Annotated in this window: 24 protein-coding genes, 1 tRNA gene and 1 pseudogene; 11 read left to right on the top strand and 15 right to left on the bottom strand. The window is 67.7% G+C overall.

Going from position 1 to position 23,975, the window contains the following annotated elements; translation table 11 throughout:
- Positions 1–54 precede the first annotated feature (54 nt).
- The 4 genes and pseudogenes from AC07NK_RS12600 (at position 55) to AC07NK_RS12585 (ending at position 2,711) form a co-directional block, all read left to right on the top strand.
- Positions 55–131: transfer RNA gene (locus AC07NK_RS12600), tRNA-Pro, on the top strand.
- Positions 132–297: 166 nt separating this feature from the next.
- Positions 298–654: pseudogene (locus tag AC07NK_RS12595) on the top strand (YciI family protein); the annotation flags it as partial.
- Between the two features lie 116 nt (positions 655–770).
- Entirely contained in the window at positions 771–2,033 is a 1,263-nt protein-coding gene (locus tag AC07NK_RS12590) for an RNA polymerase sigma factor (protein WP_495170938.1), read from the top strand.
- A gap of 108 nt (positions 2,034–2,141) precedes the next feature.
- On the top strand, positions 2,142–2,711 hold the full coding sequence (locus AC07NK_RS12585) for an alpha/beta hydrolase (RefSeq protein ID WP_495170937.1): 570 nt from the start codon (positions 2,142–2,144) through the stop codon (positions 2,709–2,711).
- Between the two features lie 134 nt (positions 2,712–2,845).
- On the opposite strand, the gene AC07NK_RS12580 is transcribed toward AC07NK_RS12585, so the two are convergent.
- The 4 genes from AC07NK_RS12580 to AC07NK_RS12565 are packed head-to-tail and all read right to left on the bottom strand — an operon-like array spanning position 2,846 to position 6,559.
- A complete protein-coding gene (locus AC07NK_RS12580) occupies positions 2,846–4,201 on the bottom strand; it encodes an FAD/NAD(P)-binding protein (RefSeq protein WP_495170936.1) in 1,356 nt (451 codons plus the stop codon).
- Between the two features lie 18 nt (positions 4,202–4,219).
- Positions 4,220–4,486 carry a DUF6356 family protein gene (locus tag AC07NK_RS12575; protein WP_495170935.1) on the bottom strand — a complete coding sequence of 89 codons (267 nt, stop codon included), beginning with the start codon at positions 4,484–4,486 and terminating at the stop codon, positions 4,220–4,222.
- Between the two features lie 40 nt (positions 4,487–4,526).
- Positions 4,527–5,219 (bottom strand): histidine utilization transcriptional repressor HutC, encoded by a 693-nt coding sequence (hutC, locus tag AC07NK_RS12570; RefSeq protein WP_075152350.1) that lies wholly within the window; start codon positions 5,217–5,219, stop codon positions 4,527–4,529.
- Positions 5,216–6,559: a formimidoylglutamate deiminase gene (locus AC07NK_RS12565; protein WP_495170934.1), complete on the bottom strand. Its 1,344-nt coding sequence runs from the start codon at positions 6,557–6,559 to the stop codon at positions 5,216–5,218. Before AC07NK_RS12565 ends, hutC begins: the two co-directional genes overlap by 4 nt.
- Before the next feature lie 54 nt (positions 6,560–6,613).
- Here AC07NK_RS12565 and hutI point away from each other — a divergent pair, with 54 nt between their 5' ends.
- Genes hutI through hutU form a run of 4 tightly spaced genes read left to right on the top strand, consistent with a single transcriptional unit; the run spans position 6,614 to position 11,731 of the window.
- Complete coding sequence (gene hutI / locus AC07NK_RS12560; RefSeq protein ID WP_495171011.1) at positions 6,614–7,795, top strand: imidazolonepropionase; 1,182 nt, start codon at positions 6,614–6,616, stop codon at positions 7,793–7,795.
- Complete coding sequence (gene hutH / locus AC07NK_RS12555; RefSeq protein ID WP_495170933.1) at positions 7,792–9,285, top strand: histidine ammonia-lyase; 1,494 nt, start codon at positions 7,792–7,794, stop codon at positions 9,283–9,285. Before hutI ends, hutH begins: the two co-directional genes overlap by 4 nt.
- Positions 9,282–10,076 carry an N-formylglutamate deformylase gene (hutG, locus tag AC07NK_RS12550; protein WP_495170932.1) on the top strand — a complete coding sequence of 265 codons (795 nt, stop codon included), beginning with the start codon at positions 9,282–9,284 and terminating at the stop codon, positions 10,074–10,076. Before hutH ends, hutG begins: the two co-directional genes overlap by 4 nt.
- On the top strand, positions 10,073–11,731 hold the full coding sequence (gene hutU, locus AC07NK_RS12545; protein ID WP_495170931.1) for a urocanate hydratase: 1,659 nt from the start codon (positions 10,073–10,075) through the stop codon (positions 11,729–11,731). Before hutG ends, hutU begins: the two co-directional genes overlap by 4 nt.
- Here hutU and AC07NK_RS12540 read toward each other — a convergent pair.
- Positions 11,728–12,684 carry a bifunctional helix-turn-helix transcriptional regulator/GNAT family N-acetyltransferase gene (locus AC07NK_RS12540; RefSeq protein WP_495170930.1) on the bottom strand — a complete coding sequence of 319 codons (957 nt, stop codon included), beginning with the start codon at positions 12,682–12,684 and terminating at the stop codon, positions 11,728–11,730. The two genes, hutU and AC07NK_RS12540, sit on opposite strands and share 4 nt — an antisense overlap.
- 186 nt (positions 12,685–12,870) lie before the next feature.
- Between AC07NK_RS12540 and AC07NK_RS12535 the strand changes: the two genes are divergently transcribed.
- Together AC07NK_RS12535 and AC07NK_RS12530 are read left to right on the top strand one after the other, a co-directional pair.
- Positions 12,871–14,184 (top strand): S41 family peptidase, encoded by a 1,314-nt coding sequence (locus AC07NK_RS12535; protein WP_495170929.1) that lies wholly within the window; start codon positions 12,871–12,873, stop codon positions 14,182–14,184.
- Positions 14,168–14,656, top strand: a complete 489-nt coding sequence (locus tag AC07NK_RS12530) for a MarR family winged helix-turn-helix transcriptional regulator (protein WP_495170928.1) — start codon at positions 14,168–14,170, stop codon at positions 14,654–14,656. Before AC07NK_RS12535 ends, AC07NK_RS12530 begins: the two co-directional genes overlap by 17 nt.
- On the opposite strand, the gene AC07NK_RS12525 is transcribed toward AC07NK_RS12530, so the two are convergent.
- The 4 genes from AC07NK_RS12525 to AC07NK_RS12510 form a co-directional block, all read right to left on the bottom strand.
- Complete coding sequence (locus AC07NK_RS12525) at positions 14,634–15,020, bottom strand: MerC domain-containing protein (RefSeq protein WP_495170927.1); 387 nt, start codon at positions 15,018–15,020, stop codon at positions 14,634–14,636. The genes AC07NK_RS12530 and AC07NK_RS12525 overlap by 23 nt on opposite strands.
- 252 nt (positions 15,021–15,272) lie before the next feature.
- A complete protein-coding gene (locus AC07NK_RS12520) occupies positions 15,273–16,118 on the bottom strand; it encodes a type II secretion system minor pseudopilin (RefSeq protein ID WP_495170926.1) in 846 nt (281 codons plus the stop codon).
- A gap of 41 nt (positions 16,119–16,159) precedes the next feature.
- The gene (locus AC07NK_RS12515; RefSeq protein WP_495170925.1) at positions 16,160–16,696 is read right to left on the bottom strand and encodes a type II secretion system protein GspJ; all 537 of its coding nucleotides are present in this window, start codon (positions 16,694–16,696) and stop codon (positions 16,160–16,162) included.
- Positions 16,693–17,658 carry a penicillin-binding protein activator gene (locus AC07NK_RS12510; protein WP_495170924.1) on the bottom strand — a complete coding sequence of 322 codons (966 nt, stop codon included), beginning with the start codon at positions 17,656–17,658 and terminating at the stop codon, positions 16,693–16,695. The genes AC07NK_RS12515 and AC07NK_RS12510 overlap by 4 nt, the downstream gene beginning before the upstream one ends.
- 95 nt (positions 17,659–17,753) lie before the next feature.
- Here AC07NK_RS12510 and AC07NK_RS12505 point away from each other — a divergent pair, with 95 nt between their 5' ends.
- Positions 17,754–18,455 carry a hypothetical protein gene (locus AC07NK_RS12505; protein WP_495170923.1) on the top strand — a complete coding sequence of 234 codons (702 nt, stop codon included), beginning with the start codon at positions 17,754–17,756 and terminating at the stop codon, positions 18,453–18,455.
- Positions 18,456–18,478: 23 nt separating this feature from the next.
- Here the strand turns inward: AC07NK_RS12505 and AC07NK_RS12500 are convergent, their stop codons facing one another.
- The 6 genes from AC07NK_RS12500 to gspL all read right to left on the bottom strand — a co-directional run bounded on the left by AC07NK_RS12500 (position 18,479) and on the right by gspL (position 23,911).
- Entirely contained in the window at positions 18,479–19,168 is a 690-nt protein-coding gene (locus tag AC07NK_RS12500) for an alpha/beta hydrolase (RefSeq protein WP_495170922.1), read from the bottom strand.
- A 128-nt stretch (positions 19,169–19,296) separates the two neighbouring features.
- On the bottom strand, positions 19,297–20,520 hold the full coding sequence (locus AC07NK_RS12495) for a type II secretion system F family protein (RefSeq protein ID WP_495170921.1): 1,224 nt from the start codon (positions 20,518–20,520) through the stop codon (positions 19,297–19,299).
- Position 20,521: 1 nt separating this feature from the next.
- On the bottom strand, positions 20,522–20,803 hold the full coding sequence (locus AC07NK_RS12490) for a phage tail protein (RefSeq protein ID WP_495170920.1): 282 nt from the start codon (positions 20,801–20,803) through the stop codon (positions 20,522–20,524).
- A 53-nt stretch (positions 20,804–20,856) separates the two neighbouring features.
- A complete protein-coding gene (gspE, locus tag AC07NK_RS12485) occupies positions 20,857–22,326 on the bottom strand; it encodes a type II secretion system ATPase GspE (RefSeq protein WP_495170919.1) in 1,470 nt (489 codons plus the stop codon).
- Positions 22,323–22,829, bottom strand: coding sequence for a type II secretion system protein M (locus AC07NK_RS12480; protein ID WP_495170918.1), 507 nt, complete (start codon positions 22,827–22,829; stop codon positions 22,323–22,325). The genes gspE and AC07NK_RS12480 overlap by 4 nt, the downstream gene beginning before the upstream one ends.
- Complete coding sequence (gspL, locus tag AC07NK_RS12475) at positions 22,826–23,911, bottom strand: type II secretion system protein GspL (RefSeq protein ID WP_495170917.1); 1,086 nt, start codon at positions 23,909–23,911, stop codon at positions 22,826–22,828. The genes AC07NK_RS12480 and gspL overlap by 4 nt, the downstream gene beginning before the upstream one ends.
- Between the last annotated feature and the right edge of the window lie 64 nt (positions 23,912–23,975).

Here is a 23,975-nt window from a genome sequence, read left to right as displayed (position 1 = left end):
AAGCGAAAGCCGGTCCGCCCAACCCGGGGCATTTTCAAGGACTCGGCACTCCGTCGGGGAGTAGCTCAGCCTGGTAGAGCACTGCCTTCGGGAGGCAGGGGCCGGAGGTTCGAATCCTCTCTCCCCGACCATATATTTTCACCGCTAAACCACTGACATCCGGACGCCTTTCGCGACCGGACGGATTTTCTCGCCTCTTGTCGAAAAAAATTCGTCGCGGGTGTCGATTCGGCGCAAGCTCGCTCGTCGTCAGGATAGAAGGCCGATCCAGGCCCTCACCAACGAAGGAGAATTCCGATGCGTGTGATGGTGTTCGTCAAGGCGACCGAGGACAGCGAAGCCGGCATGAAGCCCTCGCCCGAGCTCAACCAGCTGTTCATCGACATGGGCAAGTTCAACGAGGAACTGGTCAACGCCGGCATCATGGTCGCGGGCGACGGCCTCAAGCCGTCGTCGAAGGGCAAGCGCGTCGCGTTCGACGGTGCCAGCCGCACCGTGATCGACGGCCCGTTCGCCGAAACCCGCGAGCTGGTCTCCGGTTACTGGCTGTGGGAGGTCAAGGACATGGACGAGGCGGTCGCTTGGGTGAAGCGCTGCCCGAATCCGATGTTCGGCCCGAGCGAGATCGAGATCCGCCCGCTGTTCGAAATGGCGGACTTCGCCGATATCATCCCGCCCGAAGCCGCCGCGATCAATGACGGCATCGGCGAGAAGCTCGCGAACAACTGATCCGCTTGCCCTTCCCCGCCATGCTCCCCTAACCCTTGAGCATGGCGACGGACAGGGAAACCCAGCGGGCGATCGAAGCGGTCTTCCGGATCGAGCGGGCGCGGCTCATCGCGAGCCTCGCCCGCATGACTCGCGACGTCGACCGGGCCGAGGAGCTGGCACAGGACGCCCTGCTCGTCGCGCTCGCCGAATGGCCGAAGACCGGCGTTCCCCAGAATCCCGGCGCATGGCTCACCGCCGCGGCGAAGCGTCGCGCGATCGATGGCCTGCGTCGCGCGAAGATGCAGGAGCGCAAGCACGCCGAAATCGCCCGCGACCTCGACGAAGCCGACAGCAGCGATGTCGAGGCGCTGGAGGCCGCCATGGACGACGATATCGGCGACGAGCTGCTCGGGCTGATCTTCACCGCCTGCCACCCGGTCATCTCGGCCGAAGCGCGCGCTGCGCTTACCTTGCGCCTGATCGGCGGCCTCACCACCGACGAGATCGCCCGCGCCTTCCTCTCGCCCGAACCGACGATCGCCCAGCGAATCGTTCGGGCCAAGAAGAGCATCGGCAGCGCCGCGCTTGCATTCGAGGTGCCGCGCGGCGCCGAGCGTGGCGCCCGCCTCGCCTCGGTGCTTGAGGTGGTCTATCTCATCTTCAACGAAGGCTATGCCGCGACCGCGGGCGAGGATCTGATCCGCCCCGCTTTGTGTGCCGAGGCGCAGCGGCTCGGCCGCGTCCTCGTTGGCCTGATGCCCGCCGAACCTGAAGTCCACGGCCTGCTCGCACTGATGGAGATTCAGGCCTCGCGCCTGCGTGCGCGCACCGGCCCCGACGGCGCCTTCGTCCCGATCACGCAGCAGAACCGCGCGCATTGGGACCAGTTGCTCATCCGCCGCGGCCTCAACGCCCTTGCACAGGCCGAAGCGCTGGGCGGCGCGGACGGGCCTTATGCGCTTCAAGCCGCGCTCGCCGCCTGTCACGCCCGCGCGCGCCGGTCGGAGGACACTGACTGGTCCCGGATCGCAGCACTCTACGACCGGCTGCGGGAGGTGATGCCCTCGCCCGTGGTCGATCTCAACCGGGCGGTGGCATACAGCATGGCCTTTGGACCGGAGGCGGGTCTCGCACTGGTCGACCAGCTCGCCGAAGCGGCTGCGCTCCGTAACTACGCTCCGCTGCCCGCCGCCCGCGGCGACTTCCTGTTCCGCGCCGGACGCCTGCTCGAAGCGAAGATCGCGTTCGAGAGCGCCGCCGCGCTCACCCGAAACGAACGCGAGCGCAGCTTCCTGCTCGATCGCGCCGCCGCCTGCACCTGAGCTTCACACGACTGAAGCATTGCTTTTGTAGTCTGAAGAGATGCTCGTGCGTTCGCATCTTGCGCGAACGCCCCCTGCTTTGGCACTTTACGCGCAAGGGAGATTGCCATGACGCTCGCGCTCGCACCTGCCCCGCATCGTTTCTCGGTGATCACGCTCAGCGAATCGGAAGCGCCCGCCTGGAGCACCCGCTTCGGCTGGCCCGCCTTTGGCGACACGCATCTTGCCATAGGCCCTGATGCCAACCGTTCGATCCTCGCCGCGCAGATCGACAATGCCGTGCTGCGCGCCGACCGCGCAGTGCTGCTCGTCGCCGAAGGGCTGGGCTGCTTCGCGGCATCGTGGTGGGCACGCCTGTCGCCCTCGCACTATGTCGAACGGGTCGCAGGCGCCCTGCTGTTCGACCCTGAGGCCGCGAGCAAGCCCGATCTCTTCGCCTCGCCACGCACCGCTTTGCCCTTTCCCTCGATGGTGGTCGCCGACCGCCTTCCGGGTAGCGACCCGACCGATTTCGCGCCGTTCGCGCAAAGCTGGGGCAGCCGCCTGATCGCGGGCAACCGTTACCGCGCCGCCGAGGTCTCGGCGTGGCGCAGCGCGCAGCGGCTCGTCGGCCGCCTCACCGCATCGGTCGTCGCCCGCGATATCGAGCGCGGGCTGGCGCTGCGCGGAGAAGGTTAAAACCACAGCTCCACTAAGACCGTCATCCCCGCGCAGGCGGGGATCCATTCTGGCTGGCCTTCAGGCAAGAACCGCAACCTCACGGCAAATGGATTCCCGCCTTCGCGGGAATGACGAACCCTTTACCGTTTGGCCTACAGCCCCTCGCCCCCAACCCAATGCGCATTGGATAGCCGCCGCGCGACGTCCCAGGTCTGGCGCCGGATATCGGGCACCGCGACAATCTCCCAGAACGCGCCACGCGTCATCGGTCCCAGCGCATAGAGCCGCTCGCTCGGCCGGCCATTGCCCCCGATCACCTGCCCCACGCCATTGACGTCGATCCCCAGATGCGCCGCATCGGGCCGGATCGCTCCACGCTCGCGCAATGCGACCAGCAACGGATCGGTGGTTCGGTTGAGGTCACCCAGCGGCCCGGTGCAGTTGACGATCCGCCGCACCGCCATCGTCTCGTTCGCGTCGGCCCCGCGCGGTCGCCAGGTCATCGTCACGCCGCCGTCCGCCGGGGAAAAGGCGATCGTCTTGCCCGCCAGCACATGCAGTTGTCCGCGATCCTGCATCGCCGCCAGCCGGTCCGCCACTTCGGGCGCCAGCCGATGCCGGTGCACGTCCCACCATGGCCGCAAATGCCGCAGGAAGCGCGCGCGCTCGGCCTCGCTGGCGTTCGCCCACATCGGCTGGGTGAAGGGGCGCAGTTCGTCCACGGCGTTGCGCCAGCCCACCGCCTCAGCACGGTTGCGCACCTGCGCCACCAGCCCCGACGCTACCGTCGCAGGCCGGTCGCCGATCTTCGCCCAGTCGCTCGAGGCTTCGTGCCGCCGCGGCAGCAGTCCGCGCCGCGACAATGCGACGATCCGCCCCTCGAACCCGCGCGCCTCGAGCATCAGCGCGACGTCGATCATGGTCAGCCCGGTGCCGATCACCAGCACCGTGTCGTCCGCGGTCAACCCGTCCGCGACGCTGCCTCCCCACGGATCGCCCTTGTAGAGATCGTCAGGCAACGCCCCGTCGGCCAGCCCGGGTGGATCGTGCGGTGGCAGATTGCCGACCGCCAGCACCGCCGCATCGGCGTCGATCGTCCCGCCATCCGCGAGCTTCAGCCCGACACCCTGCCCCGTCTCCACGGCGTCGACGACTTCGCCATAGCGCACCGTCAGCCGTCCGCCGCTGGTCGCCAGTGCGGCATCGAGCATCTCGCGCAGATAGACGCCGTAGGTGACGCGCGAAGCGAACGAGGCCGCCGCGTCCGATACGCCACGCGACTCGAGCCAGCGTGCGAAATGCCCCGGATCGTCGGGCAGCGCGCTCATATTCCCGGCGCGCACATTGAGCACATGACTAGGGTGCGCCGCGCCATAGGCCAGCCCCTCGCCCGCGCGGCTGCCACGCTCGATCAGAGTCGCGCGCGGACCTTCATGGCGGAGCAGGTTGATCGCCTGAAGCGTGCCCGAAAAGCCCGCGCCGACGATGGCGACATGTTCGACTGGCATCTTTGCCCCCGCCCTGAACTAGATCTCGTATTCCATCTGCCAGGACGGCTCGGTGAAGGCCGGCGGCTTCTCCGCAAAGGCAGGTTGGCGGGCCTTCATCCGGCCGTAGAGCGCCTTCACCGTGTCGCTCGCCGTGCGCACGAACAGCGCCGGGATGACCCCGTGAACAATGCAGGCAAGCCCGCCCACTACCATGCGCGCGCCGAACCCGGTCGCAGTCGCGAAATGCTCGCCATAGCTCTCGCCCACGTCGCGCGGGTGCTTCAGAAAGACCTTGTCGAACATGTACGCTCCTTGGTTTCGGCGGATACTATAGCCGGGTTCGCTAGCCTCTGGGGGTGAAATCTTCGACCAGTTGATAATGATCCGCCGGAAACACCTGCCGCGCAGAAGTGACCGGCTCCTTACCACGCCACGTCCACCGCTCGATCTGCAGACACGGCGCTCCCGCAGCGATCCCCAGCTCCTTCGCCGCGACCGGTTCTGCACCCACCGCGCCGATCCGGTGCCGCGCTTCGGTCCAGGGGACATTGGCGAGCAGCCATGCGCCCGGCGCGTTGGCGGCGAAATCCGCATCCTCGGCGCCCGGCGCCACCGCGAGGTCGAGCCAGCGCTCTTCCCAGCCGAATGGGGTCTTGCCCGCGTGGTGAACGCCGCTCAGCGCCAGCCAGCAACCGCCGGCACGCGCCGGAAATCCTTCTGGCGCACGGCGTTGCAGCTCGACCGAGAGCAATTCCCAGCGATAGGGCTCGCCCCTTGCTTCGATCAGCGCACCGATATCGGGCACGCCGACCACGGCCGTACGGATCTGCGGCCGCGCGACGAAGCTGCCCGCACGCCGCCTGCGCTCGATCAGCCCCTCACGCGCCAGCCGGCTCAGCGCCTTGTTCGCGGTTGCGCGCGCACAACGATAGGTCGAGACCAGCTCATGCTCGGTCGGCACCCGCATCCCCGGCGCCCACTCGCCCGAGCGGATGCGCGTCTCGATGTCGTTGCGGATGCGCGCCTCGATACTCACGCCATCAGCCTGTTCAGCGCGACGCGATAGCGCGCATCGATCGCGTCGCGATCCCGGTGGCGTCCGCCGTCGACCTGCTTCACCCCACCGCGCCACACGCAATCCACGCCAGCGCGACTCGCGAACACCCAGCTGTCGATCAGCGCGTCGCCGCTGCGATCGGCAAAGCCCACGTCGCCACGGTTGAGCGAGACGATATCGGCGGGCTTCCCCGCCGCGAGCCCCGTCTCGACGCCCAGCGACCGGCCGCCGCCGGCAACCGCCGCCGCGAACATCCGCGCGCCCGTCGCCGGGCGATCCTCGCCCGCCAGCACGTTGCGCGCGCGCCGGGTCAGCCGCTGGCCATATTCCAGCAGCCGCAACTCCTCCGCCGCGTCGATCCGCACGTTCGAATCGCTTCCGATCCCGATCATGCCGCCCAATGCCATGAACTCGACCGCGGGAAACAGCCCATCGCCCAGATTCGCTTCGGTAATTGGGCACAGCCCCGCCACCGCGCCGCTCGCCGCGATCCCGGCGACTTCGTCCGGCTCGACATGCGTCGCATGCACCAGCGTCCAGCGCGCATCGACCGGCATCTCGTCGAGCAGCCAGCGCACCGGCCGCTTCCCGCTCCACGCCACGCAATCCGCCACTTCCTTCACCTGTTCAGCGATATGGATGTGCACCGGCCCGCGATCCGCCACTGCCAGCAGGTCGCGCAATTCCTCCGGCGTCGCCGCGCGCAGGCTGTGCGGTGCGATCCCGATCACCCCGTCCGGCGCGAGTTTCGCTCCGGCACGCTCGATCAGCGCGGCAAAACCATCGACATCGTTGAGGAACCGCGCCTGCGCCGTCCCGGCCGGCTGCCCGCCGAATCCGCCATGCGCATAGAAGACCGGCAGCAGCGTCAGGCCGATCCCGGTCGCGTCGGCCGCCGCCGCGATCCGCCCCGACATCTCGGCAACATCGTCGTAGCGCGCGCCACCGGGCGCATGATGCAGGTAGTGGAACTCGCCGACTCGCGTGAACCCGCCCTCGAGCATCTCGGCATAGGCTAGCGCCGCGATCGCCTCGCACTCCTCCGGCCCGATCCGCCCGACGAAGCGGTACATCAGCTCGCGCCACGACCAGAAATCGTCATCCGTGCGCCCACGCGCCTCGGCCAGCCCCGCCATCGCGCGCTGGAAAGCGTGGCTATGGACATTGGGCAGCCCGGGCAGCGCCACGAAATGCCGCTCATCGCCGGCCTCCGGATCGACCCCGATCTCGACCGTCTCGATGCGCCCGTCCGCCAGCGTCAGCCGCACGCGTTCGGACCAGCCATTTTCGAGCAGCGCGGATTCAAACCACAGTTTCATGCCGATTATGTCTAGACATATTCACGCGCTTGTCCAACCATAAGGCGCATGACGATTCCCGCTGACACACTCTGGCGTAACGCCCGTCTGGCGACGATGACGGCCGACGGGCTGGGCGTTGTCGAGCATGGCGCGATCGCCGCGACGGGCGGCATGATCAGCTATGCCGGCCCCGACTCGGACGCGCCCGACGCCGCGCAGATCGTCGATTGCGAAGGCCGCTGGATCACCCCCGGACTGATCGACTGCCACACGCACCTCGTCCATGCCGGCAACCGCGCGCGCGAGTTCGAGGCACGGCTCGAAGGCGCGACCTATGAGGAGATCGCCCGCGCCGGCGGCGGCATCCTCTCCACCGTCACCGCGACTCGCGCCGCGAGCGAGGACGATCTGATCGCCACCGCCCTGCCCCGCCTCGACCAGCTGATCGCGGAGGGCGTCACCACGGTCGAAATCAAGTCGGGCTACGGCCTCACCCTCGACGACGAACTCAAGATGCTCCGTGCCGCCCGCCGCCTTGGCGAGGCACGCGACATTCGCGTCCGCACCACCCTGCTCGCCGCCCACGCCGTCCCGCCCGAGTACAAGGGCGACGCCGACGGCTATGTCGATCTGGTCTGCAATACGATCATCCCCGCCGCCGTCGGCTATGCCGATGCCGTCGACGCATTCTGCGAGGGCATCGGCTTCTCGCCAGAGCAGACCGGCCGCGTCCTGTCCGCCGCCGTCGCGCATGGCCTGCCGGTCAAGCTCCATGCCGAGCAGCTCTCCAACCTCCACGGCGCCGCGCTCGCCGCCCGCCATGGTGCGCTCTCCGCCGACCATCTCGAGCATCTCGACGAAGCCGGCATCGCCGCGATGGCCGCCAGCGGCACCGTCGCCACGCTCCTTCCCGGCGCCTTCTACTTCACGCGGGAGGAACGCCGCCCGCCGATCGCCGCCCTGCGCGCCGCGGGCGTCCCGATCGCGCTCGCCACCGACTGCAATCCCGGCACCTCGCCGATGGCGTCGATCCTGCTTGCGGCGAACATGGGCGCGACCTTCTTCCGCCTGACCGTCGCCGAATGCCTGCGCGGCATTACCGTCAACGGCGCGCGCGCGCTCGGTCTCCAGGCCGGCACGCTCGAACCCGGCAGGTCCGCGGACCTCGCCATCTGGAACGTTACCGACCTTGCCGAGCTGGTTTACCGTATCGGCGCCAACCCCCTTCATACCCGGATTTACGCAGGCAAATGATCATCCCCGGCAACACCCCGCTCGCCACCTGGAACGCCATCTATCGCGGCGAATCCGCCCAGCTCGATCCGTCGTGCCATGACAAGGTTCAGGCCAGCGCCGACGCCGTGGAGGCGATCCTCGCCCGGCATGAACCGGTCTACGGCATCAACACCGGCTTCGGGAAACTCGCCTCGGTCCGGATCGGCGACGAAGACCTCGAGACGCTCCAGCGCAACATCGTGCTCAGCCACGCCGCCGGCGTCGGCGCCCCGATGCCCGCCCCGGTCGTCCGGCTGATGATCGCGCTCAAGCTCGCCAGCCTTGCACAGGGGCATAGCGGCGTTCGCCCAGCGACGATCGCGATGCTGCAGGACATGCTCGATCGCGGCATCACCCCGCTCATCCCGTCGCAGGGCTCGGTCGGCGCCAGCGGCGACCTCGCCCCGCTCGCCCATCTTGCCGCCGCGATGATCGGCACCGGCGATGTGCTGGTCGACGGCGTCGTCCGTCCCGCGCGCGACGTGCTCACTCCCCTCACCCTCGGCCCCAAGGAGGGCCTCGCCCTCCTCAACGGCACCCAGTTCAGCACCGCCTATGCGCTGGCCGCGCTGTTCGAGGCCGAGCGCCTGTTCCGCGCCGCGCTCGTCACCGGCGCGCTGTCGACCGAGGCGGCCAAGGGCTCCGACACCCCGTTCGATCCGCGCATCCACAGCGTCCGCGGCCATCGTGGCCAGATCGAGGTCGCCGACGCGCTCGCCGGCCTCATGTCCAGCTCCGCGATCCGCGCTTCGCACCGCGAGGGCGATGAGCGCGTGCAGGACCCCTATTGCCTGCGCTGCCAGCCGCAGGTGATGGGCGCCTGTCTCGACCTGATCCGTCAGGCCGCCGCGACGCTCGCGATCGAGGCCAATGGCGTCACCGACAACCCGCTGATCTTCCCCGATACCGGCGAAGCCCTGTCCGGCGGCAACTTCCACGCCGAGCCGGTCGCCTTCGCCGCCGACATGCTCGCGCTCGCGATCTGCGAGATCGGCAGCCTGTCCGAGCGCCGCATCGCGATGCTGGTCGATCCCGCGCTGTCGGGTCTCCCCGCCTTCCTCACCCCGCGCCCCGGCCTCAATTCGGGCTTCATGATCCCGCAGGTCACCGCCGCCGCGCTGGTGAGCGAGAACAAGCAGCGCGCTTATCCGGCCAGCGTCGATTCGATCCCGACCAGCGCCAATCAGGAAGACCATGTCTCGATGGCCGGTCATGGCGCCCGCCGCCTGATCAACATGGCCGCGAACCTCGCCAATGTGCTGGGCATCGAATATCTCGCGGCGGCGCAGGGCTGCGACTTCCACGCCCCGCTCACCTCCAGCGAACCGCTCGAAGCCGCCCGTGCGCTGCTCCGCGCGCAAGTCCCGCAGCTTGAGGACGACCGCCACTTCGCCCCCGACATGGCCGCAGCGACCGCATTGGTCTCGAGCGGAATGCTCGGCCTGTACCTTCCGGGGGTCGAACGATGATCCATGTCGAACAGGGCGGCGGCCCGCTGATCGTCAGCATCCCCCATGCCGGCACCGAGATTCCCGAGGGCATCCACGGCCTCGTCTCGTCCGATCTCGCCCGGCACGATGCCGACCTGTACGTCGATCATCTCTACGCCTTCGCGCGCGAGCTCGACGCGACGATCGTCCGCACCAGTGTCTCGCGCACGGTGATCGACGTGAACCGCGATCCGTCGGGCCACACCCTCTATCCCGGCCAGTTCACCACCGGCCTCTGCCCGATCCAGACCTTTGACGGCGAACCGCTCTACGAACCCGGCGCGCTGCCCGACGAGGGCGAGGTCGCCCGTCGCCGTACCGCGTGGTTCGATCCCTACCACACCGCGCTCGCCATCCAGATCGAGCGCCTCCGCGCGCTCCACCCCGCAATCGTCGTCTATGACGCCCATTCGATCCGCAGCGTCGTGCCCAAGCTGTTCGACGGCGAATTGCCCAATTTCAACATCGGCACCAACGACGGCCAGTCCTGCGATCCGGCCCTCACCGCAGCGGTCGAGGCGATCTGCGACGCCAGCGCGTACCGCCGCGTCACCAACGGTCGGTTCAAGGGCGGCTGGATCACCCGCCACTATGCCCGCCCCGATCAGGGCGTCCACACCATCCAGATGGAGCTCGCGATGCGAACCTATCTGATCGAAACCCCCGAACACTGGCCCCCGCCCTGGCACGCGGAAACCGCGCAAGCCTGCCAGTCCGTCCTCCGCCCGATCCTCTCCGCAGCCATCGATTTCGCGAAAGCCCAAGCATGACCAACCGCATCGACAACAGCCGCCACATCAAGGCCCCTACCGGCACCGAACTGTCCGCCAAGAGCTGGCTCACCGAAGCCCCGCTGCGCATGCTGATGAACAATCTCGACGCCGAGGTCGCCGAGGCGCCCGAGAGCCTCGTCGTCTATGGCGGCATCGGCCGCGCCGCGCGCGACTGGCAGAGCTATGACCGCATCGTCGATGCGCTGCGCAAGCTCGATGCCGACCAGACCCTGCTCGTCCAGTCGGGCAAGCCCGTCGGCGTGTTCCGCACCCATGCCGACGCCCCGCGCGTGCTGATCGCCAACTCCAACCTCGTTCCCCATTGGGCGACTTGGGAGCATTTCAACGAGCTCGATCGCAAGGGGCTGGCGATGTACGGCCAGATGACCGCCGGCTCGTGGATCTATATCGGCACCCAGGGCATCGTTCAGGGCACCTACGAAACCTTCGTCGAGGCCGGACGCCAGCATTATGGCGGTGATCTCTCGGGCAAATGGGTCCTCACCGCCGGTCTCGGCGGCATGGGCGGCGCGCAGCCGCTCGCCGCGACGATGGCGGGCGCCTCGTGCCTCGCGATCGAGTGCCAGCCGAGCCGGATCGAGATGCGGCTCAAGACCCGCTACCTCGATCGCGCTGCCAGCAGCATCGATGAAGCGCTTGAAATCATTCGCACCTCGGACAAGCCGGTCTCGGTCGGCCTGCTCGGCAACGCCGCCGAAGTGCTGCCCGAGCTGGTCCGCCGCGGCATCCGCCCCGACATCGTCACCGACCAGACCAGCGCGCACGACCCGATCAACGGCTACCTCCCCGCCGGCTGGACGCTCGACGAATGGTTCACCAAGCGCGAGAGCGCCCCGCACGAGGTTGAAAAGGCCGCGCGCGCCTCGATGGCGACGCATGTCCGCGCAATGCTCGACTTCCATGAGATGGGCATCCCCACGCTCGACTACGGCAACAACATCCGTCAGGTCGCCAGGGACGAGGGCGTCGAGAACGCCTTCGCCTTCCCCGGCTTCGTCCCCGCCTATATCCGTCCGCTGTTCTGCCGCGGCATCGGCCCGTTCCGCTGGGCCGCTCTCTCGGGCAACCCCGAGGACATCTACAAGACCGACCAGAAGGTGAAGGAGCTGCTCCCGGGCAACCATCACCTCCACAACTGGCTCGACATGGCGAAGGAGCGCATCGCGTTCCAGGGCCTGCCCGCGCGCATCTGCTGGGTCGGCCTCGGCGACCGCCACCGCCTCGCGCTGGCGTTCAACGAGATGGTCGCGAACGGCGAGCTCGAGGCCCCGATCGTGATCGGCCGCGATCACCTCGACTCAGGCTCGGTCGCCAGCCCGAACCGCGAGACCGAGGCGATGATGGACGGCTCGGACGCCGTGTCCGACTGGCCCCTGCTCAACGCCCTGCTCAACACCGCGTCGGGCGCGACCTGGGTCTCGCTCCACCATGGCGGCGGCGTCGGCATGGGCTATTCGCAGCATTCGGGCATGGTCATCGTCGCCGACGGCACCCCCGAAGCAGCCAAGCGCCTCGAACGCGTCCTCTGGAACGATCCCGCCACCGGCGTGATGCGCCACGCCGATGCGGGCTACGAGATCGCCCGCAACTGCGCGACCGAGATGGGGCTGGACCTGCCGGGTATCCTCTAGGCTGCGGCCGGGACATAGCGCATGGCGACGTCGCACCGCGCATAGAGCGCGCCGTACGTCGCCATGATCCCGGCATCGTGCCGGAAGCCGAGCTTCTCGTAGAGGTGGATGGCCGCCGCGCACTTGGTGTTGGTGAGCAGATAGAGCAGGTCGGCACCCAGCACCTTCGCCCGCTCGATCGTCGCGGCCAGCAGGAACTCGCCCGCCTTCAGTCCCCGCGCCGACTCGCGCACGCCCATCTTGGTCAGTTCGTAGCTGTTCGCGCCCGTCTTCAGCAGCGCGCAGGTACCGACAATCCCCAGCCCCTTCGCCTCGACGAACAGGATCACACCGCCCGCATCGACGATCTTGGCGCGCGGGTTCTCCAGCACTTCGCGGTCGATCTGCTCGAGCCGGAACATCGCGTTGATCCACTCGGCATTGATGTCGTGGAAATGCCCGGCAAGATCGTCGCTATATTCGCGGATCGTCAGCACCGCGGGGCTGCTCCGGCTCGCCAGAAGATCGAGCGGCGTCGCCTCCAGCGCCGCTTCCAGCTCGGTGATCCGCTCGACGAACGCATCCGCCCGCCCGCCGAACAGCGCATGGACGGCTTCCTCCACCTGTGGCCACACATAAAGCCGCGCGCGCGCCAGCACGCTCGTCCCGGCCGGGGTGAGCGAAATCGTGCGCTGCCGCTGGTCCTCGCCCAGCTCGGACTGGACGATACCCAGCTCCACCAGCTGGCCGATCGCGCGCGTCACCCCCGGCTGGCTGATCCCGACGGCCTGCACCAGCTGACCGATCGTCAGCGCCTGACCATCGAGCGCGGCAAGGAACTGCATGTGCGAAGGCTGCACAGGTAATCCGGCATCTGCGGTGATCCGCGCCGCCCCCGCCTGCATCCGCTCGCCCAGCCGCTTGAGCCGGCTGCCCAGAAAGGCCGCGCCCATCTGCTCCACCACATCCTTCACGCAACGCCTCCAATAACGGGATATATAACGCGATATATAAATGCCAACCTCTAAGTCAATGGCCTCGCCGGGTGAGCCGCCAGTCCTTATCGAAACGCTGCCCGCCAACTGGTCGCTTGCTCCTGCCCGATTTATACAACATATTGCACAATATATTGCGTAAAGGGTTGGTGGATGGCGAAGAGAATGCGAACTGCTCTGTTGGCGGCGACCATATGGGCGCTAAGCGTCGCCGCAGCAGACGAAGCACCGCTGACCGCCGCCGACAAACGCAAGGTGGTCGAACAGCTCGGTACCGCGCTCGAGACGAACTACGTGTTCGTCGACAAGGCAAAGGGGATCGCCGCGAAACTGCGCGCGCAGCTCAACGCAGGCAAATATGACGCCGCGTCGGACAAGGCGGCGCTGGCCCGCGCGCTCAGCGAGGATCTGGTCGCGGCAAGCGGCGACCTGCATTTCTTTGTCGGCGTCGACCCCGGTTTCGCCGCTGAATTCGCCGCGAAAAAGGATCCGGTTCGGGCAGCGGCATTGCGCGAGCAGGAGCGCCGCGACGAGGCGCGCGACAATTTCGGCTTCACGGATCTGCGCCGGCTCGAAGGCAACATCGCCTATGTCGGCCTCTCGCATTTCGCCGACCCCGAGCTCGGCTATGACGCTGCAGCCGCCGCCATGCGCTTTATCGAGAACAGCGACGCCGTCATCTACGATTTGCGCTACAATAATGGCGGCCATCTCGAGATGGCCCAGCTTCTCGCCAGCCAGTTGTTCCGCGGCGACAAGGATCAGGAGCTGTTCGACTATTATTACAATGAGGACGGCCGCCGGATCGAACGGGGTCAATGGGTGCTGCCCGCGCTTCCTGCGGGCCGCCTCACCGGAAAGCCGGTCTATATCCTGACGGGGTCGACCTCGTTCTCCGCAGCGGAGTGGTTCGCCTACAGCCTCAGGAAACTCGGCCGCGCGACGCTCGTCGGCGAACGCACCGCAGGAGGCGCCCATCCTGTCGATCGTCGTCCGGTCAATGCCGATTTCTTCGTGCAGGTTCCGATCGGCCAGATTCGCGATCCGGTCGATCACGGCGACTTCGAAGGAAAGGGAGTCACGCCCGATCACGCCGTCGCTTCTGCCGATGCACTGACGACCGCACACCGCCTCTTGCTCGCGGATCTCGCACGTGCGGCCCCGGCACGGCAGACCGAGGTCGACTGGTTCGCGCCGATCCTCGCCGCGCGCGCCAAACCCGTCCAGCTCCCTTCCGCAGAGCTGAAGCAGCTCGCCGGCCGCTACGAAGGGCGCCGGATCGAACTGGTCGACGGCAAACCCTCCTATGTCTGGCGGGAGCGGTTCCGGCTTGCGCTCGAACCGCTCGGTCGCGATCTTTTCTCGATCGAGGGTGTCAGCGATTTCCGCCTGCGCGTCGCGCGCAAGGGACGGAAGATTGCGGCGCTCGAACGTATCAACCGCGATGGAACGACCCAAAGCTATGCGCGACTCGAGTGATCTGAACGATATCTCGTTCCTCGGCCGGCTTAGCGAAATGCTGAGCATGCGGATCGAGGAACAGACGCGCGAGCTGTTCGACGCGTCGGGGATTGTCGTCCCGGTCCGCTCCTGTTCGCTGCTTGTCGCGCTCGAACAAGCGGGCGGAGCCTCGGCCGCCGCACTCGCGCGTACGCTCGGTCATTCGCACCAGCTTGTCACACAGAAGATTCCCGCTCTGCTCCGGCTGGGCCTGATTACGCAGCACCCGGACCCGGCCGACGCGCGGCGCAAGCTGTTTCGCCTGACCGACAAGGGCCGGACACAGCTAGCCAGCGTCAATGCGTACAGCGACCGGATTTCGGAAATCTACCGCGCGCTGTTCGCAGAAGTGGGCGATACGCACCGGATCATCGTCGACACGCTCGCCGCGCTTGAGAAACGGCCGCTATCCCAACGCGCGGCCGGCATCATCCCGCCCGAACCAGGCTAACCCGCCGCCGCCAGTTCGAGACGTGCGCTCCGGCCAGCAACAGGCTGCCGGCCACCGTCACGCCCGTCTCCATCGCAACCCAGCTCTCGAACGCCAGCCCCGCAGCCATCAGCGCCAGCCCTGCGCCGCCCACGAACAGCGGCGCGACGCCGCGATGCCGCCGCCAGCCCTCGATCAGCGCTAAACTGCTGGTCGGGATCGCGAACAGCAGCACGCCGAGGTGGAAGCCCTCGCCCAGATCAAGCCGCCCCGCGATGGCGGGCAGTGCCGCGATCAGCAGCGGCAGCGCCAGGCAATGCACCAGGCACAGCACCGACGCCCCTACCCCAAATCCATCGAACCACTTGCCGATCATCGCCCGCATTACGCCACTCCAGGTTACTCGCGGCTCAAATGATATGGTATATCATCAATTTCAAGGGGCGATGCGACGGATCGCTTGAAATGTTGGATTTCGCCTGATCCAATCTCGACGGCGGCAGCTGCCGTCCGCTCTTTGACTCGTCGAACCTGTGCCTGACACCACGCCACGAAACCGCGTGTTTGTGTCAGCTATGTCAACCGGGAGGCCGCTCGCGCACGCGTGGCAGTGTGACCTTTGGGACTTTCCGCGCGATCAGCCGCCCACTACCGGCGCCTCGGGCGGCACCGCGGCGTTGCGCCAGCGCGCCACCGGCAACACCGTAACGGTGCCATCCTCGTCGCGCTTGCGCTGGATCAGCGTCGCGCCGTCCTGCGCTGTTCCGCCCATCGTCGCCCGTACGCGCACCCAGAAGGTGTCGGATCGGAACGCGGTACCTGCCGGCTGACTCACCTTCTGGTCGGACAGGTCGCGCAATGTGATCTGTCCGTTGCGCTTGCGGATCGCGACCAGCCGTTCGGCGACAACCGGGTCGTCGAACAGGATCGCGAGCAGTTCCTGATCCGCCGCGTTGAGGTTGATCTGCGTATTGCCCGGCAATGCCGTCAACATCCGCTCCAACCGGGTGATTGCGCCCTGATCCACCCCCGGCAGCAACCGGATCGGCCGCACATCGGTCACCGGGCCTTGCGAGCGCACATAGGCGATGGCCTGCGTCATCTGCGCCTCATCCAGCCCGGCGATCGTCGCCAGCTTCTGGAAGATCAGCACCGGCGCCACCTCGCCGCTGCGCAGCGCGTTGACGTTGAACCGTCCCTCCGCGTCGCTCACCGCCAGATCGAAGCTGCCCCCGTCGATCGCAACGCCCTTTGCACCGATCGATGCCCAGCGCTCGCCCGAATGGTCCACCTCGGGCGCCTCGCGCCCATCCTTGCGGAGCGCGCTGATCGCCGACAGCTCACCGCCGCGCACGATCGCCGCCGCCCGTGCCGCCTCACGCCCCCGCAAAGAGCGGTCGAGCGCCAGTTCCTCGCGGCTGATCATCAACAGCACCAGCCCGCTCGCGATCGCCACGAACATCAGGACATTGACCAGGATCATGCCCTGCTCATCCCCCCTCCGCTCTTCGCGCCGCCGCCTCATCATTTGTCCTTCGGCTGATCGGGCAGCACGACCACCCGCCGCAACGCGCCCTCCGGCCCCGGCACGCCGCCCACCTGCATCTCGACCGAAACCGCGCGCGGCCACTCGTCCTTGCGCTCCTCGCTCACCGGCCAGCGATCGACCCACACATTGCCGTCGCGAAAGCGCCATTTCGCTTCCGCCACGCCCTGCAACAGCAACTGCGGCTGCGGCGCGGATCGCACCAGCGCGCCCTGCGCCGCGTCGTAGCGAACCGGCACCGGCGGTCCGCCCATGCCCCCCGCGATGCGGGTGAACGCAATGCCGTTTCCGCCGCCCGAAACCGCGCCGCGGCTGATCTGGTCGAGGTCGCTCTGAACCACGAACATCGCGCGCTGAAGGTCGCTCAGCCGGCTCAGCCGCGCGTCGGTCCGCCCCTGAACATTGAGGACGCTGTCGAGCAACCCAAGCCCCGCCACCGCAATCAGCGCGAACAGGCCCATTGAAATGATCAGTTCAAGAAGGGTGAAGCCCTCCTCTCCCGTCGCCGGTTTCACGCGCCCAGGCTCACCGCGACCGGCTCATAACCTTGTGGCCCGGCCAGCAGGATCGCCAGCTCGCGCGCCACGCTGCCGTCGCTGCGGAACCGGGCATTGCCGGTGACGCAGGGATAGTTCGCTTCGGCGAGCAGCGCCTTCTCGCTGATCTCGCCCTTGGCGCGCAGCACCTTGACGATCCCGCCCGCATCATAGGCCAGCGCCGCCAGCGCCCCGGGATCTCCACCATGCCGCGCACGAAACTCTCCGGCGAACCGCCCGAACGCCGCCGGATCGGGGCTCGCCAGCCACGCGCCGTCCAGCACCTCGAGCGAAGCAGGCCGGTGATCCAGCGCCTGCACCGTGCCCAGCAGCTGAATGCCCGTTTGCTTGAGGTTGCGCGCCGCTGCCAGCACCGCCTCGCCGCTGCCGGGCAGCAGGACCGCGTCGGGCGCATCCCCCGCCGCCGGCAAAGGCTGGCCATCGCTCACGGTCAGCACCCGCACGTCGATCCCGATCTCGCCCTGCACCTTGCCGGCCGCCAGCGCCGCTGCGGCGCTCCACGGCGAGGCGTCGTCGATCACCACGACGTTCCTGATGCCGCGCGACCGGGCATAGCGCAGGATCGCGCTGGTCACCTGGCTCGGTGTGATGCCGAACACCCAGCTTCCCGGGCCGCGCGCCACCGCATTGTTGCTGAACGCCACGACTGGAATCGTTCCCGCGACCGCGCGGGCTACCGCAGTCATCTCCTCTGCGGTCACCGGCCCCAGGATCATCGCGACCTTGGCTTTCAGCGCATTACGCGCCGCCAGTGCGGCCCCCTCCGCAGTCCCGCCGGTGTCGTAGGCGGTGATTTCCGGCCCAGAATCCGCGAGCAACGCCGCCTGCCGCATGCTAAGGCCCAGCGCGGCGCGCGGCCCGCTCAGCGGCAGCAGCATCGCCACCTGCCGCTTGTCGCGCTTGGGCTTCTTGTCCTGCACGGAAGCGGCGAGAACAGAGGGACTCGCAAGCAATGCCGGCGGCAGCAACAGGCCTGATTTCAACACATCGCGGCGGTGAAACGCCGGTGTCCGGATTGGCGTCTTGGTCGGCACGGCGGCGTCTTACCGTCTTCGTCGTGCTGGGCATAGCCGCTTATGCACTCGCGATGCTCGCGACGATGCCCGCCAGCGTATTCCTCAAGAACCGGCCCTGGCGCACCGGCGTCGCCGGAACGGTATGGAATGGCGAGGTCGGCATCGCCGGGGGCAGCAAGTTCGAATGGAAGCTGGCACCGCTGCGCTCGCTCACCTCCTTCGCCTTCGCCGTCGACTGGAAAGCGACCGGCCCCGACACCGATATGGGCGGTCGCGGCCTGATGCGATTCGGTCGCACGGTGCTCGACGATATCAGCGGCAGCGCGCACAGCTCGGTGCTTCAGGCGCTTCAGCCCAATTTGCCCTTCACGTGCGATCTGGTGATGCAGCTCCGGTTCGCGAAGATCGCGATCGGCGGGTCGGATCAGACGATCGACGGCAAGCTCACCACCGAACCGGGCACGTGCACCGCGAAAAACGGGGGAATGCCCACGCCGGTCCCTGCCCTCCTCCTGACCACGGAGAAGATCGGCACCGCAACCCGTATCCGCATCACCCCCGCCACACAGCGCCGCCAGGTGCTGATGGACGCGACACTCGCCGAGGACGGCAAGCTCAGCGTCCGCATGACACCCGACGGCGCGCGCATCCTCCCGTTCACAGGGATGCCCGGCGGCGCGACGATCGAGGGCGCGCTCTAGGGCACGCCACCGATCTGCCAGCGTCAGGAAACCGCCTGCGCCGCCTCCACGATCAGCCCCGCGACCTCCTTCGGGCGTGACGCCAGCGACGCGTGGCTCGCGTCCAGCGTGATGACGTTACGCGCATTCATCCGCGCCGACATCATCTTCTGGTTCTCCGGGTTGATCATGCGATCCTCGCTCGAAATCTGATACCAGCTCGGCTTGTGCTTCCACGCCGGATCGCTGATCGCGTCGCCAAAGGTCGCGCCGACCGGCGCCTTCTGGGTGACCGCCATCACCAGCGCCTCCTCGGGCGTGAGATCCTGGCAGAAGCTCTCATGATATAGCTCGGGCTTGACCCACAGATAGCCGTCGCTGTCGGGCGCGATGTTCGGGAACGCCGCCGGCGGAACCGCCTGCGAGATACCACCGGGGCTTTCTCCTGCATCGGGTGCGAAGGCGGCGATATAGACCAGCCCTGCAACGTTGGGTGCGTTGCCCGCTTCGGTGATCACCGCGCCGCCATAGGAATGGCCGACCAGCAGCACGTTCCCGTCCTGCTGATCGATCATCTTCTGCAATCGCCCGGCATCGTCGGCGAGCGAGGTCAGCGGCATCTCGACCGCATGGAGATCGGTATAGCCACGCCCCCACAATTCGGGGATCACTTTCGCCCAATGGGCGGCGCCGCCCCAAAAGCCATGCACGAGAATGATAGCGGGATTCGTCATGGGAGCCTCCTCAAATACCGGCTGCTTTGGCAGCCTGAGGCCGTAACGATTCCGTCGTGGTAACGATCCGGCCTCCAGGCATTCGACCACGAAAGCTTGACGGTTTCAGGTCAGACCGCACCGCTCTCTCAGAGCGTCACCAGATCGTTCAGATTGATGATCGGCAACAGGATCGCCAGCACCATCATCAATACCATCCCGCCCATCAGCAACAGGACCAGCGGCTCGACCAGCGCGACCATCGTACTGGTCACCGCGTCGAGCTCGCGGTCGAGCTCGTCCGCCGCGCGCGACAGCGCCGGTCCGAGCTGCCCGCTCGCCTCGCCGGACGCAACGATCGCGGTCAGCATCAGCGGGAACACCCCCGCCTCGGCCATCGCCGCGCGCAGGCTGATGCCCTCGCGAACCCTCGCTGCCACGTGTAGCGCCCGCTCGCGCACCCAGCGGTTGGGCGTCACCGCCGCCGCCGCATAGAGTGCCTCGACCAGCGGCACCGCGCTCGAAACCAGCGTCGCGAGACTCCCGGCGAAGCGCGCCGCATTATGCTGGCGGCTAAAGCGCCGGAATGGCCAACGTTCGGTAAAGGCGCGGTCGACCTTCAGCCGGTTCCCCGGCACCGCCGCCCATCGCCCGAATACCACGAACCCGACCACTCCCGCGATCAGGATGTACAGCCCCCAATCCTGCAGGAAGCTCGATATCGCGATCAGCACCCGCGTCAGCAGCGGCAGGTCGGTCCCGCGCGAGACGAACACCTTGACGATGTCGGGGATGACATAGACCAGCAGCAGCACGATCACGCCCAGCGACACCGTCGCCAGCAGCCCCGGATAGAGCAGCGCCAACTGCAGCTTCTGGCCGTTCGCCTGCCGGTTCTCGACGAAGCGAGCGAGATGCTCGAGCACTTGCGTAAGCTTGCCCGACGACTCCCCGGCGGCGACCGAAGCACGGTAGAATTCCGGAAAAACCTTGGGATGCGTCCCCAACGCGTTGGCAAAGCTGCGCCCGTCGAGAATCGCGGCGCGGACCTCCAGCAGGATCGAGGAGACACGCTGCGCCTCGGACTGGCTCGCCGCCAGCCGCAGCGCTTCCTCAACCGGAATGTCCGATCCCACCAATGTCGCGATCTGTCGCGTCGCCGTCGCCAGCTCGCGCGAGCTCATCCCCGATCGGCCGAACTTGGGAAGCTGGATGCTCCCGATCGACCGCCGCTCCGCCGCAGCGTCCACCGCCAGCGGCAGCAGCCCCTGCTCACGCAGCATCGCCCGCGCCGCCGCGGGGCTGGTCGCCTCGATCCGTCCCTTCTTCGTTGCGCCGGACTTGTCCGCGGCCGTGTAGGCGTATGCAGCCATGCTAGAAGGGCGAGCCCATCCGCGGCGCGCCATACGTGAATTTGATCAGATAGCTGATCGACGGCAGGCCGGCCGTGACGTCGCGATAGTCGGGGATCGCGAAAAGCTCGCCCTCACCGCCATAGGTATAGCCGATACAGATGAAGAGCTCGGGATAGCTCGCGACACGAAGCGTGCGACCGTCGCACGGCATCCATCCGGTTTGCTCGATGGGGCCCAGCGCAACCTCGGCGCCTTCGGGTACCGGTGGGATCACCCCGGCATAGGCCACCACGCTGGCCACGGGAACCTGGCCTGTCAGGCCGGACGGCATCATCGGATGTAGCGGCACCCTGTTTATCCCTCTTCCCGTACCACGCGCGCGACTTCCTCGACCGTGGTCACTCCCGCCTTCACCTTCGCGACGCCGTCGTCGAGCAGCCCCGGGCTGGTCTGGCGCGCGTGCGCCTCGATCTCCGCCTCGGATGCGCCGTCATGGATCATCGCCTGAAAACGCTCATCCACCGGTACCACCTCGTACAACCCCGCACGCCCGCGATACCCCTCGCCGTGGCAGTCGTCGCAGCCGGCCGCGCGCCACACCGGCTCGCGCGCCTTGAGCGCACCGCCGAGCAGCATCGCATCGCCGTCGCTCGCGACATCCTCGCGGCGGCAGCTCGGGCACAGCCGCCGTACCAGCCGCTGCGCCGCCAGCCCGACCAGCATCGGCGCGAGCAGGTAGCGCTCGACCCCCATGTCGATCAGCCGGGTGACCGATCCCACAGCGCTGTTGGTATGCAGCGTCGAGAGCACGAAATGCCCCGTCATCGCCGATCGCACCGCGACCTCGGCGGTTTCCTGATCGCGGATCTCACCGACCATGATGACGTCGGGATCCTGCCGCAGGATCGCGCGCAGCCCGCGGGCAAAGGTCATGCCGGTGCGGGCGTTGACCTGCGTCTGGCCGATCCCGGAAAGTTCATATTCGATGGGATCTTCCACCGTCATGATATTGCGTTTGCGATCGTTCAGCCGCTGGAGCGCCGCATAGAGGCTGGTGGTCTTGCCCGATCCGGTCGGCCCGGTGACCAGCAGCATCCCGTGCGGACGCTCGAGCAACCGCGCGAACACTTCCCGGTCGCGGGCGCTCATGCCGAGATGCTCGAGGTCGAGCTTAAGCGAACCCTTTTCCAGCAGGCGCATCACCACCCGCTCGCCATGCTGGGTCGGCAGCGTCGAGACGCGCGCGTCGACATCATGTCCGCCGATGCGCAGCGTCACCCGGCCGTCCTGGGGCACCCGCTTCTCAGCGATGTCGAGCTTTGCCATCACCTTGATGCGGCTGACCAGTAAGGGCGCCAGCTCGCGCCGCGGTTCCAGCTTGTCGCGCAGCACGCCGTCGACGCGGAAACGCACCACGACGCGCTTTTCCTGCGTTTCGACATGCACGTCCGACGCGCCTTCCTTCACTGCCTCGAGCAGCAGCGCGTTGATCAGGCGGATGACGGGCGAATCGTCACGCGTGTCGAGCAGGTCGTCGACCGCCGCCGCGCTGTCGGCCAGCGCCGCCAGATCCATTTCACCCAGGTCGAACTCGGCCGCCGCGCCTGCACTGCCCGAATAGCTCGCCGCCAGCGCCTGGTCGAACACCGCATCCTCGACCGCAACGAAGCGCGCCGCGGGCGCGATCCGCTGGACCTCGAGCAACGCGTCCAGCGCCGCGTCCGGCCGGTGGATACACTCCAGCCCATCGGTGCTCGCGCGCAGCACGACGCCTGCCCGGCGCGCATAGCTGTACGGCAGCGTCAGATCTGCAACCGCGCTCATTGCGCAAACTCCACGCTCGCACTTACCCGGCCCACGGCGCCGCCTTTGCGCAGCTCAACGCGGCGCGCGCGCAGCGGCGTCGTCCGCTCGACATTCGCGATCCATCCCACCACCCCCTCATAGGGGGCCTCGGCGACCTGCGCGGTCAGCCCGGCTTCGCTCTGGGCGATGTTCGTCACGATTCCAGCCTCGCTCGCAGCCGCCTGCGCCGCATCGCCCGGCGTGCCCTCGCGCAACTGCGGCTTCGCGCCCTGCGGGTTCAGCACACCCGCAGCGCGCACCCGCGCGGTCAGCGTTTCATAGGTGCGGATGTCGGCCAGCGCCTCGGCGCGTGCCGACTGAAGCGGCTTCACCACGAGGAAGATCAGCGCCAGCGCAACGACGATCCCGCCCAGCGATCCGACCAGCCAGCGCTCGCGCCCGCTCAGCCCTGCCCACCAGCCACCGATCTTCGCGCCCCATGCGTCCAGCGTCGGGCTGCGGGTGATACGGAGCCCGCTCATGCCCGCACCGTCAGGCGCACCGCGCCATCCTGCCCGGCGGCAACCTCGGCATTCACCCCCGCCGCACGCATCGCGTCGCGCACCCGGCCGGCCAGCCCTGCCTCGCCCGGCTCGATCTCCATCACCAGCGAATTCCCTTCGAACCGCATCGATCGCGCGGTCACCGCGCTCGACAGCGGCGCCAACGCATTCGAGGTGCGTGTGACCAGCGGTACGAACTGGCTCCCGGCCGCGCCTGGCGGCGGCAGCATATCCGCGACGCTGATGCGCAGATCCTCGCCCAGATTTGCACCGGGCGCCGCCTGCGCCACCGCCGCGCGCGTATCATCCGCGCGCCGCTCCGCGATCACGTGGAGCATCGCCGTGTCGGCGGCTGCGATCGCCACATGTGCCGCGATTCCAGCGGCGGCGATCCAGCCCAGCCGCTTGAGCCAGCTGCTTCCACCGCTCACACGCCGCGCATAATCACCCTGCCGCAGATCGACCGCGGGCATCGCCACGCGATCGGCCAGTCCACCGCCGCCGGCTGGCCGCGCTTCCTGAGGCAGCTCGCCGATCGGCGCCGCACCGCAATTCCAGATACGCGGTCGCCCGGCCGCTTCCCAGGCCTGTCCAACCAGTGTCGACGACACAGCAAACCCGGTCGCGTCGGCACTCCGCACCAGCACACGGCCGTCCGCAGCTTCAGCTGACCAGCCATCTGCGGGTACGGGCAGCGCCAGCGCATCGGGCACCATCGCCGCATGGCCGAGCCCCTCGGCCGCAGCGGTCTCGACCCAGTCGCGCATCAACGCATGCCGCACCACCGCGACCAGATAGCGTTTCGGCGCGATCTCGCTGCCCAACGCAAGATGTACCGATTCGATCGGGTCGGCGATGCGGTCCTCGATCGCGAACGGCAAAGCCGCCAGCCGTTTGGCATGACTTCCCAAGGGCAGATCGACGCCAAGCAGCAGCACCGATTCGCTCGGCACCAGCAAGGTTGCAGGACCATCCGGCTCGGCTATGATCGCCCGCCCGCCCGTCAGCGCCCAAACGCCGCCGGTGCGGATGTCCGCAACGGACTCGGATTCGCCGGTCATGGATGCTCCGCCGGATACATTGGTTGTAACATTGCTTTCACGAGAAGGACGCATGGGGCCGCGA

It is taken from the genome of Sphingomonas sp. GW821-FHT09B04, from assembly GCF_059418285.1.
This window is presented reverse-complemented; position numbering and strand designations above follow the sequence as displayed.